Source organism: Bacillus sp. FSL K6-1012, from assembly GCF_037964915.1.
Lineage (GTDB): Bacteria > Bacillota > Bacilli > Bacillales > Bacillaceae > Bacillus > Bacillus halotolerans.
Window position 1 is genome coordinate 1,525,229 of sequence record NZ_CP150175.1, and the last position, 16,661, is coordinate 1,541,889.

Consider the following 16,661-nt stretch of genomic DNA (forward strand, 5'->3'; position numbering starts at 1 on the left):
TTTTTTTATTTATATATTGACAATGAAAATCATTATCATTTAAAGTGATACATATGATATTGAAAATCATTATCAATTATGAGGTGATAACATGGCAAAAGCCTTGATTACATATGCCAGCATGTCAGGAAATACCGAAGACATTGCCGGAATTATAAAAGATACACTGCAGGAATATGGTTTAGACATTGATTGCATCGATATGGATGACGCGGAAGCATCGGCTCTGACTTCTTATGATTATGTGCTCATTGGCACCTACACATGGGGAGATGGCGATTTGCCTTACGAAGCAGAGGACTTTTTCGAAGAGGTTCAACAGCTCCAGCTGAACGGTTTGAAAACAGCTTGCTTCGGCTCGGGGGATTACTCTTATCCAAAGTTTTGCGAGGCTGTCAATTTGTTCAGTGACATGCTGCAAGAGGCGGGAGCTGCTGTCTATCAAGAAACACTTAAAATTGAGCTTGCCCCTGAAGCGGATGATGACGTGGAAAGCTGCAGAGAATTTGCAAGAGGTTTTCTTGCATGGGCAGACTTTGTGAACAAGGGAAAAAGCCATGTTTCATAAAGGGGCGACAGCTGTTGCGGCATCGGCGTTTTCTGGCTATTTTGTGGCTGTGAAAAGAGAAGGCATTTTTCATTATTCTTTGGAACAAGGCTGGAAAAAGCTTTTTCGTTTAAAAGCGAAAATACACTGCATAAGTTACATCGGCCCTTACTTATTCGGTGTCGGTGAAAAGGGAACGATCATTCGTTCATCTGACGAAGGGAAAAGCTGGACGATGTCGAGCTTCCCGACAAATGCGACAGTGTGGTCGATTACCGGCAGGAATGATGGATTTGTTTGCGCCCATGGCAAGCACTGCATTTATGTATCAGAAGACTTCGGTATTTCGTGGCGGGTTGCCAAACCCTTTGCGGAATTTGAACATCCGCCTGTTATCCGTTCACTGTGTCTGCATGGCGGGAATCTTTATATTGGTACACAAATACACGAATGTTTCGGAGGGATTTGGGCTTACGATTTCAAACAAGGCGCTGTCCGAATGGTAAAAAAAGAAGACAGCCGTATGACGGCATCCATGCTTATGTTCGATGAAAAATGGCTGGTTGCTGCAATGGGCTCTGCAAAAGGAAAGCGCGGAGCCGTCACTGCACAACATATTTTAACGGCTGAAGAAGTCACGATACATTCCAGCATGATCAAAAAAGAAGAATCGTTTCTTGATATTTCAGAGGATGATGGCATTATTTATGTCACAACGGCTCAAGATGAAAATGGCTATTCGAGGATTTATCAGGCTGATCTTGAGGCCCGAGAGCTAAAATGGTTCGATACTATTAAAGGTCATGGATGGAGAGTCGCCAATCAAAAAGAAAATTTCTTTTGTGCAGGCTTGTATGAATGTAAATTTGTCCAGCCGTACGAAGTTTCAGCAATGATTCATTAGAGGAGGAATACGGAATTGGGGAAGATTTTGCTGGTTTACGCAACGATGTCAGGCAACACAGAAGCCATGGCTGATTTGATTGAAAAGGGTCTTCAGGAGGCGGAAGCGGAAGTAGATCGATTTGAAGCGATGGACATTGATGATGCCGAGCTGTTTAATGATTATGAACATATCATCTTAGGAACCTATACATGGGGAGACGGTGATCTGCCTGACGAATTTCTTGACCTTGCCGAAGAAATGGAAGCCCTTGACTTTACCGGAAAAACATGCGCCGTTTTCGGTTCCGGTGATACAGCATATGAATATTTCTGCGGTGCTGTAGATACGCTTGAAGAGAAAATAAAAGAACGAGGCGGCGAAATTGTGCTTCCTTCCGTAAAGGTTGAAATGAATCCTGAAGGGGAAGAAGAAGAAGTATTAAAGGAATTCGGCAGACAATTTGCCAGAAAAAGCGGCTGTGCTGTCTGATAGATGCAAAGGGAACTGCCGAGCGGGTGTTTCCTTTTTTTCTTGTCTTTGTATCTTTCCTTTGATACAGTAATGAGGTAGAAAATCAGGAGGAGGACTATACATATGAAAATGATGGACGCAAATGAAATTATTTCATTTATTCAAAATAGCACAAAATCTACACCTGTAAAGGTTTATGTAAAAGGTGAGCTGGAAGGAATCAATTTCGGTGAATCTGCGAAAGCTTTTCTAAACGGAAACACTGGTGTTGTTTTCGGTGAATGGAGCGAAATCAAAACAGCAATTGAAGAAAACCAAAGCAAAATCGAAGATTACGTGGTAGAAAATGACCGCCGCAACTCTGCGATTCCTATGCTTGATCTTAAAGATGTCAAAGCGCGCATCGAGCCGGGTGCGATCATCCGCGACCAAGTTGAAATCGGCGATAACGCAGTCATCATGATGGGGGCTTCTATCAATATCGGATCAGTTATCGGAGAAGGTACAATGATCGATATGAACGTTGTTCTTGGCGGACGAGCTACTGTCGGTAAAAACTGTCACATCGGTGCGGGTTCTGTGCTTGCGGGCGTTATTGAGCCGCCATCCGCTAAACCGGTTGTCATTGAAGACGACGTTGTGATCGGTGCAAATGCTGTCGTACTCGAAGGTGTAACAGTCGGTAAAGGAGCTGTTGTCGCTGCGGGAGCGATCGTAGTGAACGATGTTGAGCCATACACAGTTGTTGCGGGAACACCTGCTAAGAAAATTAAAGATATCGATGAGAAAACAAAAGGCAAAACCGAAATCAAGCAGGAATTACGCCAGCTGTAAGGAATGATTTGATCAAAAAGGCGTGGATGATATATCCACGCCTTATTCGTATAGGCAGGAGGAAATGAAAATGAAGAAAGAGGAGCTCATTGCAATTCGCAGAGATCTGCACCGTATTCCCGAGCTTGGATTTCAGGAATTCAAAACACAGCAATATTTATTAAACGTCTTGGAGCAATATCCGAAAGACAGAATTGAAATTGAGAAATGGAGAACCGGACTTTTTGTGAAAGTGAACGGAACAGCGCCGGACAAAATGCTCGGATACCGAGCGGACATTGACGCGCTTTCAATCGAAGAGCAGACAGGGCTGCCATTCGCATCAGAGCATCACGGCAACATGCACGCCTGCGGACATGATTTGCATATGACGGTTGCGCTGGGCATCATCGACCACTTTGTTCATCACCCTGTTAAGCATGATCTGCTCTTTTTATTTCAGCCGGCAGAGGAAGGGCCAGGCGGAGCGGAACCGATGCTTGAGAGCGACGTCTTAAAAAAGTGGCAGCCCGATCTCATCACTGCGCTTCATATTGCTCCAGAGCTTCCGGTCGGCACCATTGCGACAAAAAGCGGTTTGCTTTTTGCGAATACATCAGAGCTTGTCATTGACCTGGAAGGCAAAGGGGGGCATGCCGCTTATCCGCACTTAGCTGAGGATATGGTTGTAGCGGCAAGCACACTCGTTACTCAATTGCAAACGATCATCTCCAGAAACACAGACCCGCTGGACAGCGCTGTGATTACTATCGGTACGATTACGGGCGGCTCCGCGCAAAATATCATTGCGCAAACAGCTCACCTGGAAGGCACAATCCGCACGCTTTCTGAAGAATCCATGAAGCAGGTAAAGGAACGGATCGAAGATTTAGTAAAGGGAATCGAAATCGGCTTCCGCTGTAAAGGAAAAGTGACGTATCCGTCTGTGTATCACCAAGTTTACAATACAAGCGGGCTCACAGAGGAGTTTATGTCTTTTGTTGCTGAGCAAAAATTGGCACAAGTAATCGAAGCAAAAGAAGCGATGACAGGAGAGGATTTTGGCTACATGCTGAAAAAGTACCCGGGTTTCATGTTCTGGCTCGGCGCTGATTCCGCGCACGGACTCCATCACGCGAAGCTGAATCCTGATGAAAATGCGATCGAAACAGCGGTTAACGTGATGACAGGTTATTTTTCTGTTTATGCCAATTAAGTACAATGGAAAGAATAAAATGCCATATGATGAGCACCCTATTTAACGGAGGTGTTCTTTATGACAAAAAAAATAGGAATTGAACAGTCGTTATCAGATGTAGAAGCTGCATTAAGAGAAAAAGGATATGACGTTGTCATGATGAAAAGTCCTGCAGATGCAAAAGGCTGTGACTGCTGTGTCGTAACAGGGCTAGACAACAATGTGCAAGGTATTGCCGATACAGTAACACAAGCACCGGTCATTACAGCTTCCGGGATGACTGCTGAAGAAATTTGCAGCGAAGTTGAAAGCAGAATTCAGTAAAGTGAAAACCGAAGCAAAAGCTTCGGTTCTTTTGTTATTCTGTTTCTTTAGGAAAAGCGCGGTCGAGTGCGGTTTTTATTTCTTTTCTCAGCACTCGTTCGACCCGCCACTGTTCCATATTTTCTGTTTTGGCAATGACTCTGATCACAATTTCAGAGGTTCCCAGCTCTTGAATGCCAATGACATTAGGACCCTCTTTTATTTGCGGAAGAGCAGCTGCCGTTTCGTCACATACATGTTGTAAGATATGAATGGTTTCATCGAGGTTTCTTTCAGCCGGGACTTTAATATCAACCAGCGCCTGCATCGTGCCGCGGGAATGGTTGCTTACATTTGTGATGTTCCGGTTCGGAATGTAATGCAGTGTGCCGTCAAAGCTGCGGATTTGGGTCGTTCTTAAACCGACCTGCTCCACAATTCCGTCAAAGGTCGCAACGGTTATATAATCTCCGACATCCAATTGTTTTTCAAGCAGAATAAAAAAACCTGTCACGATGTCGCTGACAAGGCCTTGGGCGCCAAAACCGACCGCCAGACCTACGATTCCCGCACCTGCTAAAAGAGCGCTCGGGTCGTAATGAAACAAATCCAGAACCATAACGAAAAAAATAAAAATCAATATGTAAGCAAATACGTTAAGTGTCAGGCTTCGGAGCGTGTGAGCGCGTCCGATAGACAGGCTGTTTTGGGCTTCAAATTTTGCAAATAGATGTTTAATAATTCTCATGCCTACAGATCGAACGATAAAATATAAGCAAATCATAATGACGAGCTTAATGAGTAAAACACCCGCACTGGTGACAAGACCTGTCCAATCATACTGTGTAATAAAATCCATGTTGGAGCTTCCTTTCTGAATGTGTTGCAGCATGTTAAAGTTTGTTTCCCTATACATGAACATGTTAAACTTTTTACCGTAAAATGTCGAAGGCAAAGACATGTATTCTTTGTTAAAAATTGACTGGGAAAATGCGGTTCGATATAATAGTCATTGTGAGGTTATTGACGAAATAAGGAATATTTTCCTTTATTTTCTTGTTCATCTGGCTTTTAAAGCCAAACTATCAATTGGAGGGATACATATGGCAGAACGTATGGTAGGTAAACAAGCTCCTCGTTTTGAAATGGAAGCAGTCCTTGCAAATAAGGAATTTGGCAAAGTAAGTCTTGAAGAAAACATGAAAAACGATAAATGGACGGTTCTTTTCTTCTATCCAATGGACTTTACTTTTGTCTGTCCGACAGAAATTACAGCGATGTCTGACCGTTATGACGAATTCGAAGATCTTGATGCTGAAGTGATCGGCGTTTCAACTGATACAATCCATACTCACTTGGCGTGGATCAACACAGACCGCAAAGAAAATGGTCTTGGTCAGCTGAAATATCCGCTTGCTGCTGATACTAACCATGAAGTATCCCGTGAATATGGCGTTTTAATTGAAGAAGAAGGCGTTGCACTTCGCGGATTGTTTATTATCAATCCTGAAGGCGAGCTACAATATCAAACGGTTTTCCATAACAACATCGGCCGTGACGTTGATGAAACGCTTCGAGTACTTCAAGCACTTCAAACAGGCGGACTATGCCCGGCTAACTGGAAACCAGGTCAAAAAACACTTTAATTCTTTTTGAGAACGAAAGAAAAAGGTCTAACAATTCGTTAGGCCTTTTTGACTCTTACTGCTCACTAGGAGGGAAAAGCGATGAAATTACGTCAGCCAATGCCTGAATTGACAGGAGAAAAAGCTTGGTTCAATGGTGAAGTAACAAAAGAACAACTGATTGGAGAAAAACCGACACTTATTCATTTCTGGTCCATCAGCTGCCACCTGTGCAAAGAAGCAATGCCGCAGGTGAATGAATTCCGTGACAAATATCAAGACAAGCTGAACGTTGTAGCTGTTCATATGCCTCGTTCCGAAGATGACCTGGATCTCGACAAAATCAAAGAAGTAGCTGCTGAACATGACATTACTCAGCCTATTTTTGTTGACAGCGACCATACCTTAACCGACGCATTTGAAAACGAGTATGTGCCTGCGTACTATGTGTTTGATAAAACCGGACAGCTTCGTCATTTTCAAGCCGGCGGCAGCGGCATGAAAATGCTTGAAAAACGTGTGAACCGCGTTCTGGCTGAAACAGAACAAGAAGCTGAATAATTTTGCGCAAATTAAAAACCTGATCCTAATCAGGTTTTTTTATTTGCGCAAAAAAGGAAAAGAGTAAGAAGCTTATTTTTCCATATTTGGGTATAAGAAAAACGCTTTTTAATGATTTATCTTCTAAAAACGAGACCTAATTTCTTATGTTTTTCTGCATATTTAGATATTTTTCATATCCCTGCACGCGAAAATTGTAGATATTACACTAAATTTCATTAAAGAAGTAATTAAAAGATATATTTTCAACTTTATTCCAAATGACTGACATAAGCTCTTGAACCCTTGTGAATAAAGAGGTCTGTTAAAAAATAAAACATTTTCAGAAAATAAGGAATTTTTCATAGAGTAAATATAATAGTAAAATGCTAAAATAATAGTTGATAAAATTACTTTTGTAATCTAATATCTTAATTAAAGATGTTAATTCTGATAGGGGGTACATTGAGGAATGTTTAATGAAAGAGAAGCTTTGCGCTTGCGATTAGAACAATTAAATGAAGCTGAAGTAAAAGTCATTCGTGAATATCAAATTGAACGCGATAAAATATACGCAAAATTAAGAGAGCTGGACAGAAATGGAAGCACTTCCGAAACGAAAAAGGAGTTCCGTTCTGAAAGAAAAACTGACTCTCTGCCAGTTCTCGCCGAGCTTGCAGCTCAGGAAATCAGAAGCTATCAGCCGCCATCACAGCAGCAGTCCGCCCAGCCTCAGCTTCAATCTATTTCCTCTCTTCCTGCCGGTATACCAGATGGAGCGACTAGAAGAAGAAGAGGAACGGCAAGACCGGGATCTAAAGCAGCTAAACTGCGTGAAGCGGCTATTAAAACATTAAAACGCCACAACGCGGCAATTAAGAGCTCCGAACTTCAAAAAGAGATTGAAAAGGAAAGCGGTCTTGAAATCCCTAATATGACAACGTTTATGCAAAGTTTAATTAAAATGTATCCGGAAGTGAAAAAACCGTATCGCGGCCAGTACATTTTAGAGGGTGACATCGAATCAGCTGAATCAGCAACAGAATAAGCACACAGAAAAACTGCTTGGGAGCTCAAGCAGTTTTTTTATTATTGGGTTTTTTTCGGTGAAGGTTTGTTTTCTTTTTCAAGATTAAGCTTATACACCCATTTTTGATAAGGTTTTTCTTCGGCGGCACGGCTCTTCAGCTCTTCAATTTTATGATTGATAAGCTGGTCAGATGATTGGGCTCTGGTCAGCTGTTTTTGAAGCTCATTTACTTGTTTTGTGACATCTTCAAGGATGGTCTCTACATGACTTGACGGTGCGTAAACGGTTTGAGCTTCTTCTGCCGTTTTTTCTTTCTGTTTCGCACCGCCATCAATATCGGCAAAATGAGAAGCAATCCAGGCATCACTTTCATCAAGCTGCCGTTTGTACGAAATAATAGTTTCTTGAAATAGTTTTTCTTTCGTTTTTTCTATTTCAAGCAGCCTTTCTTTCGTTTCTATGATTCGGTCTTTCATATGATCTATTTCTATTTTGATATGTTTTAGCTGGTATTCTTTTTCTATCATTTGCTCTTTCAAGCGTCCGTTTTCGGCTTTTATCGTTTCAGCTTGCTGCTTGGCTTGAAACAATTCGTTCTGTTCCCGCTGGATAGAGGTATTAAGATGAATAATTTGTTTATGCAAATTTTTATTTTCTTCCTCAATTTTGATTTTTTCGATATGAAGCTTATGTTTTTCTTCGATTTCGGTTTTGCGTTTGTAGGTTTCTGCGGAAAGAAGCTCCTGCAAGGTGACGATTTTATCGAGCAGTTCGGCTCTCATTTGATGCAGTGTATGGCTCGTATAGGAGGCGTGTTGTTCTTTCATTGACATTTGCTTTAGCTCAGCGGACAGCTGCAGAAGTTTTTCTTTCATATTGGTATTTTCTTTGAGCAGTTTGTTATTTTTCTGATGGAAGTAGCTTGCCTCAAGCTCGGAAATTAGTTTACGGCACCTTGACAGCTCTGATTTTAAATAAAGGTTCTCCTGTGACACGTCATGGAAAAAAGGACCTGTTCTTTTCAATCGAACCATCTCCCTCATGATGTTAACATTACAATATGCAAATACTGAACAGCTATTCCTCTTTAATAAACAGACAAGCATTGGCGTTGGGGCCTTGCTTTTGCTATGCTTTTGGTAACTAGAGGTGAGAGCATGAAACATATAAATGTACTTTTAGCAGGAGGAGCCTCACGCCGGTTTGGGGAGCCCAAGGCGTTTGTAAAATGGAGAGGCCGAATGTTTTACGAATGGGCTAAAAAGTCGCTGGGTGAGCAAGCGGTCATCATCAGCCGTCCCGAGTTTATCGATAGATTTCAAGAGAATGGCGAAATCGAAGTGTATCAAGACGCGGAGCCGTTCCAAGGAATGGGCCCATTGGCTGGTATCTATACTGCTTTTGAAAAGACAGACGGTGACCTTTATACGATTCTATCCTGTGACACACCGCTGATACGAAAAAGGACGATGGCGGAGCTCAGGCGCATGGTAACTGCCGATACGGACGCAGTCATCCCGATATCAGGCGGACGAGTGCAGCCATTGATAGCACTGTATCATAAAAGGATCATGCCTATTCTATATGAACAGCTATCTGAGAAAAAATTAAAACTATCAGATTTCTTAGACCGTATTTCAGTTCGGTACGTACAGGCAGAGGAAATCGCGGCAGTGCCGGAAGAGTTTATGAATATTAATACACGACATGACTATAGGCGTTTGAATGAACTCAAGACATTCTCCTGCTGGGACTGACGGGGGGAAATCATGGTATGATTGACATAAAAGATAAGGAGATCAGGTTTGATGGAAGAGCGTTATTCACGGCAAATCAGATTTAAGCAAATTGGAGAAGAGGGACAGCAAAGACTGGCAGACAGCCGCGTGCTGATCGTAGGAGCAGGAGCGCTCGGAACAGCCGGAGCTGAAGGGCTATCGAGAGCGGGAGTTGGAACCGTCACCATCATTGACCGTGATTATGTAGAATGGAGCAATCTGCAAAGGCAGCAGCTCTATACAGAAAGCGATGCGGAACTCCGCATGCCAAAAGCTATGGCTGCCAAAGAACATTTATCCGCTATTAACAGCGGCATACATATTGAGGCATACGTTACAGAGGGGACGGCTGAAACGCTTGAACCGCTGATTGAAAAAGCGGATGTTGTCATCGATGCAACAGATAATTTTGAAACACGCATGCTTATCAACGATCTAGCTCAGAAAACAAAGACACCGTGGATTTATGGCGCTTGTGTAAGCAGCCAAGGGATGTTCATGACAATTATTCCGGGGGAGACACCTTGTTTATCTTGTTTGTTTGAGCAAATTCCTGTCGGCGGAGCGACGTGCGATACAGCGGGGATTATTCCGCCTGCGGTCCATATGGTTTCAGCCTATCAGCAGGCGGAGGCGCTGAAACTGTTAACGGGAAACACAGAAGCGATACAGCGCGGCTTTGTCACGTTTGATGTCTGGAACAATTCACATATGAAAATCAACGTTAGCAATGTACGAGTCGAAGATTGTCCGTCATGCGGCGCACACGCAGTTTATCCTTATCTTCAAGACTGGAACACGCCAAAAGCTGCTGTGCTGTGCGGCCGTAATACGGTTCAAGTCAGATCAGAGTCATTAAAAAGAATACCGAAGCAGGAGCTCGCCAGTCGGCTGAAAACAATCGGCAAGGTAGAGGCCAATGCATTTTTGCTTCATATCTATTATGAAAATTTCAGAATCGTCATTTTTAATGACGGACGGGCTCTGATACACGGAACAAGTGATGTGAAAGAAGCTAATTCTGTGTTGGCAAGAGTAATCGGATTGTAACAACAGGAGGGTTCAGAATGCTGGAGAAAAGAACACCGATACCGGTAGATGAAGCTGTTCGGCGTGTCAGCCGATTTCAAAAACGAGGGGAAACAGAATGGGTGGCGCTTGAAAACAGCCTTCACCGATTTTTAGCTGAAGATGTAACGGCAGATCACCATGTGCCTGCATTTGACCGTTCGCCATATGACGGTTTTGCTGTCAGAGCATGTGATACGGCTGAAGCTTCACGCGAGCACCCTGTCCGCTTTGAGGTCATTGACCATATCGGAGCAGGAGCTGTATCTGAGAAAGAACTTGCTGCGTTTCAGGCAGTGCGGATCATGACAGGTGCGCAAATTCCAAAAGGCGCGGATGCCGTGGTCATGATTGAGCTGACTCAAGCCTTTGAAGAGAATGGTCAGCCGTTTATGTCTTTAAAACGCCGCTTCCAGCCAGGGGACAATATTTCAAAAACAGGTGAAGATGCTCAAAAAGGGAGCGTTTTAGTCAGAAAGGGCACGCGAATTACCCCGGGGGTAACAGCTCTTCTGGCAACCTTTGGATACGCTTCTGTGCCTGTCGTGAGAAAGCCTGTTGTCGGGATTATCGCTACCGGCACTGAATTGCTGAATGTCAGTGACCCGCTGGAGCCGGGGAAAATCCGTAACAGCAACGCCAGTATGGTATATGCACAAGTTATCGAAGCGGGCGCTTCACCTCTTTATTTAGGGAAAATCTCCGATGATCTTGATCAAAGCTTTGCTGCGGTCGAGAAAGCAATGGAAAAGGTTGATTTTCTAATCACAACAGGCGGCGTGTCAGTGGGTGACTTTGACTTTTTGCCTGAAATCTATGAAAGGCTCGGAGCTGATGTGCTCTTTAATAAAGTTGCTATGCGCCCGGGAAGTGTAACGACTGTGGCTCATGCAAACGATATGCTGCTGTTTGGGCTGTCAGGAAACCCGTCGGCATGCTATGTCGGTTTTGAACTGTTTGTAAAACCGATGATCCGGTCATGGCTGCTTCATGATAAACCGCATCCAATTTGCGCAGAAGCTGTTTTGACTAAGGACTTTCCGAAGCCGAATCCTTTTACCCGATTTGTACGTGCTTATGTACACCATCAGGAAGGAAAGCTGTTAGCGGCTCCCGTTGGATTAGATAAGTCAAGCTCTGTCACTTCACTTGCAGAAGCGAATGCGTTTATCATCCTGCCGGGCGGTACGAGAGGTTACGAATCAGGCAGAACGGTCCACGTGCTGCTGATCAGAGAAGAGAATGGAAGTGAGTGGCCTTGGTCCGTCCTTTCCCGATCGTCCAAGTTGTAGGATTCCAAAACAGCGGAAAAACAACGTTGATAGAGCGTATTCTTAAAAAAGCCGCACAACAGGGACTGCATGCAGGCTGCCTGAAGCATCACGGTCATGGCGGTGAACCGGAAGCATTCACTGAAGGAAAAGACACTGACCGTTACCAAGCTGCGGGAGCTGAAGTAACAGCAGTAGAAGGAGCGGGTGTTTTACAGCTTACGGCCCGCCGTAAATGGGATCTCCCGCAGCTGATCGAGTTATATCGCTTTCTTGATATGGATTGCCTGCTCATAGAAGGCTTTAAAAAAGCTCCTTATCCTAAAGTAGTAATAGTACGAGATAAGAATGATCTGGCTGAACTGCAGGCAGTAAATATAATCGCAATTATATACAGAGAAAAAGAACAAATGGCTGCACACCAAGGATTACCCGTTTTTCACGCGGATGATCCGGCCGCAGTTGATTTTGTGCTTTCACAGCTGAAAGGGGAATCTGTGTAATGGGAAGGTTTGAGATTACGAAAACACCCATCGTTACTGAAGATATCATAAAAAAAGTAGAGAAACGGGAAGCCGGAGCTATTACCACGTTTATCGGGACAGTTCGGGAGTGGACAAACGGAAAAAAAACAATCCGGCTGGAATATGAGGCTTATGAACCGATGGCTGTGCAGATGCTGGCCCAAATCGGGGCTGAAATAGAAGAGAAATGGAAAGGTGCTTCGGCTGCTATCACACATCGGATCGGTGTACTGGATATCGGCGAAGCGGCAGTTGTCATCGCTGTGTCTTCTCCCCATCGAAAAGCCGCTTATGAAGCCAATGAGTATGCAATCGAACGCATTAAACAGATTGTGCCTATTTGGAAAAAAGAAATTTGGGAAGACGGAGAGCAATGGATCGGTGACCAGCTTGAGACAACAGCTTATCCGAATGGAAAACCAGATGTAAGTGAGGGAGAGCAGCATGATTAACATTCTTTTGTTTGCGGGACTTGCTGAAAAGGCCGGCACGTCAACGCTTGAAATTGATATGGAACAAGCAACAATCGATGATATAAAAGCGGTATTAAAGGAACAATACGGACTTGAATCAATTGATACGGCTATGATTGCTGTAAATGAAAACTACGTCAAAGAAAATACCTCAGTATCTTCCGGTGACACGGTGGCTGTTATTCCACCTGTCAGCGGGGGATGAAAACCGGACGGCGATAAAGCCGTCCGGTTTTTGCGTTAAAAGTCATATCCCTCTTTTTTTGCATATCCTGCTCATCATCCTGCATACAATGATTTTCTGTAAGCATTTATTTACATAAGTCCCGCCATATAAAGTAAGAGACTATCTCCACCATTAGATTGAATTTTTGAAAAATAATAGAAATTTATTTCTGGAATCGATATAGTAAGGGTGAAAAAACTGGAAGGGTGCTGGGTATGGAGACATTTAAAAGATTAAAAGCATTTTATTGGCCGTACAGAAAGGTGTTTATGTGGTCGCTTCTGGCGATGCTTTTGATGACAGCCATTACGGTCGTTTATCCGATCATTCTGCAAATTACGATTGATGAGATCGTACTGGGGAGGCAGTATCAGCTTGCAGCATGGATCAGTCTGGGATTTATTGCGGTTATGGCTGTAAAAGGAACCGCCACTTTTTTTCATCAGTATTTAGGTGATATGTTTGGCATCAAATCTGTTTATCGGCTGAGAAATGGCCTGTATGCAAAACTGCAGAGGCTTTCTTTTTCTTACTATGACAACGCAAAAACAGGTGATTTGATGTCCAGGCTGACAGCCGATGTTGAAGGGCTCAGGTTTTTTTTATCCTACGGGCTTGCTGAGTTTATTCGATTCGGCTTGCTGGTTGCAATCTGCTTATCGGTCATGTTTTACTATTCGGTTCCGCTTACGCTGGTAACAATCGCTGCTTTGCCTTTTCTGGCGGTCGCGGTATATCAGTTTGACAAAAGAGTACACCCCGCCTTCCGAGGCATCAGAAAATCGTTTGCAAAGCTCAATACAAAGGTGCAGGAAAATATCAGCGGCATCAACACAGTTAAGTCACTATCAAGAGAAGATTTTCAAATCAGCGCCTTTAATAAGGCAAATGCGGCCTACAGAACAAAATATTTACAAACGTCATCCATCTGGTCTGCTTATTTTCCGCTGATGGAGTTTATCGGCAATATTTGTATTGTGGCTCTTCTTTCATACGGCGGCTATTTGGTCATGCAAAATCAGCTGAATCCGGGTGAGCTTGTCGCTTTCTTCAGTCTTGTCAATTATATGATGTGGCCGATTATGAACTTAGGTTTTGTGATTAATATGTTTTCTCAGGCAAAAGCCTCAGGAGAGCGTCTGTTAGACATTCTTGATGAAGAGGAAGACATCAAAGACCACGTTCATGCTTTACATCAGCCAAAGTTAACCGGAGATGTCTCATTCAAAGATGTAACTCTCACATACAGAAATGAACAAACGAACGCGCTTTCCGATGTAAGCTTTGAAGCAAAAAGCGGAAAGATGATCGGACTTTTGGGTCCTACAGGATCTGGAAAAAGCTCAGTCACACAGCTCCTCACTAGATTTTACAGTCCTGCAGGCGGAATCATCACCATTGATCATAAACCTATCACAGATTATTCATTAAAAACCCTTCGCTCAAATATTGGAGTTGTACTTCAAGAATCATTCCTATTTTCATCTACTATTCGATCAAATATTTCATACGGGAAGCCGGATGCTTCGATGGACGACATTATAAATGCGGCAAAAAGAGCTCAGGCCCACGATTTTATTATGGAACTGCCTGACGGATATGACACCATGCTTGGAGAAAGGGGGCTGGGGCTTTCTGGAGGCCAGAAGCAGCGCATTGCTATTGCCAGAGCCATCTGTTTAAACCCGAGCATTTTAATATTAGATGACGCCACAAGTGCAGTAGATATGCAAACTGAGCACAGCATACAGCTTGCGTTAAAAGAAGTCATGAAAAACCGCACAACCTTTATCATCGCTCACCGCATATCTTCACTGAAACACGCAGATGAAATTCTTGTCTTCGATAAAGGTAGCATTCGTGAAAGAGGCAATCATCAAGAGCTTCTTGCCAAGAACGGCTATTACAAAAAGATATACGATTTGCAATACCGGGATGTCAATATGATAAATGAGCCGCATCAGGTCGGATAGGGAGGAACATATGAAACAAGCAAAAAAACAGGGGATTTTGGAGCGTTTCTATTATTCTTCAGATGAAATCATTGAAAAACCGTTTAACTGGGCTCAAATGTGGCGGCTGTTAAGCTATGTCAAACCGTACCGAAAAACAATTCTGCCGCTTTCTTTTCTCACCGTTTTGATTGGGACTGCTGTGAAGCTTGTCATTCCTATTCTGATCGGTGTTTATGTTCTCGATCAAGCCATTACAGCAAAGAATTCGGAATTGCTGATGCAGCTGATTATTTTGATCAGCGTTTTATACGCTGTTAATTATGCAGCCAATATGCTAAGGATCAGATGGATGAACCAGCTTGGCCAGCATGTCATTTACGATTTGCGCCAGCATTTATTTACCCATGTGCAGCGCTTGTCCCACCGATTTTTTGATCAGAGATCGGCAGGGTCTATTCTCGTCAGAATTATGAATGACATTAACTCCCTTCAGGAGCTTTTCACAAGCGGCGTGATTAACTTATTAACAGATTTATTGCTTTTGGCGGGAGTCGTCATCATTTTATTCACGCTGAGTCCTGAACTGACCATAGCCATCATGGTGACTCTGCCGATTATGTTTTTTATTTCAACAAGTCTCAGAAAAAAAATCCGCCGTTCATGGCAAACGGTGCGTCTGAAGCAATCAAAGCTGAACTCCCATTTAAACGAAAGCATACAAGGTATCCGCGTAACGCAGGCTTTCACGCAGGAACAAGAAAACATGGCGTATTTTGACGGAGTCAATCAGGAGAACTATCAATCATGGCGGGAAGCAACAAGAAAAAATGCTGTGTTCCGTCCGCTGGTAGAAATGACAAATGCGATAGGAACGGCTGTATTAATATGGTATGGTGCCACACTCATCATGAACCAAACCATTACAATAGGTGTCTTCGTATCTTTCGCCTTCTATTTAGGCATGTTTTGGGAGCCTATTTCAAGGTTAGGCCAGGTTTATAACCAATTGTTAATGGGGATGGCCTCGTCAGAGCGGATTTTCGAGTTTTTAGACGAACAGCCGAACGTCAAGGAAAAGCGGGATGCCATTCACAAGAAAAATATTAAAGGCCTTATCAGCTTTGAAGAGGTTGAATTTTCTTATGATGAAAAACGAAAAGCACTTCATGCCGTTTCCTTTTCTATTCCTGCAGGCTCGACACTTGCACTAGTCGGACACACGGGGAGCGGGAAAACAACGATTGCCAATTTAATCAGCCGATTTTATGATGCAACAGGAGGAACCATTAAAATAGACGGCACTCCGATAAAAGACCTGGCCATTGCCAGTTTACGCTCTCAAATCAGCATTGTGCTTCAAGATACGTTTATTTTCTCGGGAACGATTATGGAAAATATTCGTTTCGGAAGGCCGGATGCGTCAGACGAAGAAGTGGTAAAAGCTGCTCAAGCAGTCGGAGCGGATGAGTTTATATCTGGTTTAGCAGAAGGATACGAAACAGAAGTGGAAGAAAGGGGCAGCGTACTATCCGCCGGTCAGCGCCAGCTCATTTCCTTCGCAAGAGCGCTGCTCGCAGATCCTGCTATTATCATTCTTGACGAAGCCACGGCAAGCATTGATACAGAGACAGAGGTCAAAATCCAGCAGGCTTTAAAAACTTTGCTGAAAGGCCGTACAGCCGTCATGATTGCCCATAGATTGTCCACGATCCGCGACGCCGACCATATCATCGTTCTTGATCACGGCAGGAAAATGGAAGAGGGCAGCCACGAACAGCTGCTTGCGAAAGGAGGTATTTATGCAGGACTGGTGAAAGCGCAATACAGCATAGCTGCCGAATAAAAGCCTTCAGTTTGAAAGTCTGAAGGCCTTTTGAATGATTTGGATATTTTTTTAAAAAATATGAAACTTTTTTTAGATCCTTTCGTATTATCAGCTAGATATGTTCAAGG

General features: G+C 43.4%; 19 protein-coding genes. 17 read left to right on the top strand and 2 right to left on the bottom strand.

The window, feature by feature from the left end; genetic code table 11:
• Positions 1–91: 91 nt before the first annotated feature.
• The 6 genes from NSS75_RS07955 (at position 92) to NSS75_RS07980 (ending at position 4,239) form a co-directional block, all read left to right on the top strand.
• A complete protein-coding gene (locus NSS75_RS07955) occupies positions 92–568 on the top strand; it encodes a flavodoxin (protein ID WP_213418583.1) in 477 nt (158 codons plus the stop codon).
• On the top strand, positions 558–1,451 hold the full coding sequence (locus NSS75_RS07960) for a sialidase family protein (protein WP_213418584.1): 894 nt from the start codon (positions 558–560) through the stop codon (positions 1,449–1,451). Before NSS75_RS07955 ends, NSS75_RS07960 begins: the two co-directional genes overlap by 11 nt.
• Before the next feature lie 15 nt (positions 1,452–1,466).
• Positions 1,467–1,922, top strand: a complete 456-nt coding sequence (locus NSS75_RS07965) for a flavodoxin (RefSeq protein ID WP_024121225.1) — start codon at positions 1,467–1,469, stop codon at positions 1,920–1,922.
• A gap of 105 nt (positions 1,923–2,027) precedes the next feature.
• On the top strand, positions 2,028–2,738 hold the full coding sequence (dapD, locus tag NSS75_RS07970; RefSeq protein WP_024121226.1) for a 2,3,4,5-tetrahydropyridine-2,6-dicarboxylate N-acetyltransferase: 711 nt from the start codon (positions 2,028–2,030) through the stop codon (positions 2,736–2,738).
• Between the two features lie 70 nt (positions 2,739–2,808).
• The gene (locus tag NSS75_RS07975; protein WP_185848005.1) at positions 2,809–3,933 is read left to right on the top strand and encodes an N-acetyldiaminopimelate deacetylase; all 1,125 of its coding nucleotides are present in this window, start codon (positions 2,809–2,811) and stop codon (positions 3,931–3,933) included.
• Positions 3,934–3,993: 60 nt separating this feature from the next.
• Positions 3,994–4,239 carry a YkuS family protein gene (locus NSS75_RS07980; protein WP_010334064.1) on the top strand — a complete coding sequence of 82 codons (246 nt, stop codon included), beginning with the start codon at positions 3,994–3,996 and terminating at the stop codon, positions 4,237–4,239.
• A gap of 34 nt (positions 4,240–4,273) precedes the next feature.
• Here NSS75_RS07980 and NSS75_RS07985 read toward each other — a convergent pair whose 3' ends face one another.
• Positions 4,274–5,077, bottom strand: coding sequence for a mechanosensitive ion channel family protein (locus NSS75_RS07985; protein WP_024121228.1), 804 nt, complete (start codon positions 5,075–5,077; stop codon positions 4,274–4,276).
• 244 nt (positions 5,078–5,321) lie between these two features.
• Between NSS75_RS07985 and ahpA the strand changes: the two genes are divergently transcribed.
• The 3 genes from ahpA (at position 5,322) to rok (ending at position 7,431) form a co-directional block, all read left to right on the top strand.
• Positions 5,322–5,864: a biofilm-specific peroxidase AhpA gene (ahpA, locus tag NSS75_RS07990; RefSeq protein ID WP_010334066.1), complete on the top strand. Its 543-nt coding sequence runs from the start codon at positions 5,322–5,324 to the stop codon at positions 5,862–5,864.
• An 81-nt stretch (positions 5,865–5,945) separates the two neighbouring features.
• A complete protein-coding gene (gene ykuV / locus NSS75_RS07995) occupies positions 5,946–6,404 on the top strand; it encodes a thiol-disulfide oxidoreductase YkuV (RefSeq protein ID WP_103671624.1) in 459 nt (152 codons plus the stop codon).
• A gap of 451 nt (positions 6,405–6,855) precedes the next feature.
• The gene (gene rok / locus NSS75_RS08000) at positions 6,856–7,431 is read left to right on the top strand and encodes a transcriptional regulator Rok (RefSeq protein WP_024121230.1); all 576 of its coding nucleotides are present in this window, start codon (positions 6,856–6,858) and stop codon (positions 7,429–7,431) included.
• Between the two features lie 41 nt (positions 7,432–7,472).
• On the opposite strand, the gene NSS75_RS08005 is transcribed toward rok, so the two are convergent.
• Entirely contained in the window at positions 7,473–8,438 is a 966-nt protein-coding gene (locus tag NSS75_RS08005; protein WP_216394613.1) for a sporulation protein, read from the bottom strand.
• Positions 8,439–8,570: 132 nt separating this feature from the next.
• Here NSS75_RS08005 and NSS75_RS08010 point away from each other — a divergent pair, with 132 nt between their 5' ends.
• The 8 genes from NSS75_RS08010 (at position 8,571) to NSS75_RS08045 (ending at position 16,551) form a co-directional block, all read left to right on the top strand.
• Complete coding sequence (locus NSS75_RS08010) at positions 8,571–9,170, top strand: molybdenum cofactor guanylyltransferase (RefSeq protein ID WP_216394612.1); 600 nt, start codon at positions 8,571–8,573, stop codon at positions 9,168–9,170.
• Positions 9,171–9,221: 51 nt separating this feature from the next.
• The gene (locus NSS75_RS08015) at positions 9,222–10,241 is read left to right on the top strand and encodes a MoeB/ThiF family adenylyltransferase (RefSeq protein ID WP_216394611.1); all 1,020 of its coding nucleotides are present in this window, start codon (positions 9,222–9,224) and stop codon (positions 10,239–10,241) included.
• Between the two features lie 17 nt (positions 10,242–10,258).
• Complete coding sequence (gene glp, locus NSS75_RS08020) at positions 10,259–11,551, top strand: gephyrin-like molybdotransferase Glp (protein WP_103671627.1); 1,293 nt, start codon at positions 10,259–10,261, stop codon at positions 11,549–11,551.
• The gene (gene mobB / locus NSS75_RS08025; protein WP_101860671.1) at positions 11,512–12,033 is read left to right on the top strand and encodes a molybdopterin-guanine dinucleotide biosynthesis protein B; all 522 of its coding nucleotides are present in this window, start codon (positions 11,512–11,514) and stop codon (positions 12,031–12,033) included. The genes glp and mobB overlap by 40 nt, the downstream gene beginning before the upstream one ends.
• Positions 12,033–12,506, top strand: a complete 474-nt coding sequence (locus NSS75_RS08030) for a molybdenum cofactor biosynthesis protein MoaE (RefSeq protein WP_024121236.1) — start codon at positions 12,033–12,035, stop codon at positions 12,504–12,506. The genes mobB and NSS75_RS08030 overlap by 1 nt, the downstream gene beginning before the upstream one ends.
• Positions 12,499–12,732: a molybdopterin converting factor subunit 1 gene (moaD, locus tag NSS75_RS08035; RefSeq protein WP_024121237.1), complete on the top strand. Its 234-nt coding sequence runs from the start codon at positions 12,499–12,501 to the stop codon at positions 12,730–12,732. Before NSS75_RS08030 ends, moaD begins: the two co-directional genes overlap by 8 nt.
• Before the next feature lie 236 nt (positions 12,733–12,968).
• Positions 12,969–14,726 carry an ABC transporter ATP-binding protein gene (locus NSS75_RS08040; RefSeq protein WP_339236895.1) on the top strand — a complete coding sequence of 586 codons (1,758 nt, stop codon included), beginning with the start codon at positions 12,969–12,971 and terminating at the stop codon, positions 14,724–14,726.
• Positions 14,727–14,736: 10 nt separating this feature from the next.
• Positions 14,737–16,551, top strand: coding sequence for an ABC transporter ATP-binding protein (locus tag NSS75_RS08045; RefSeq protein WP_024121239.1), 1,815 nt, complete (start codon positions 14,737–14,739; stop codon positions 16,549–16,551).
• Positions 16,552–16,661 lie beyond the last annotated feature (110 nt).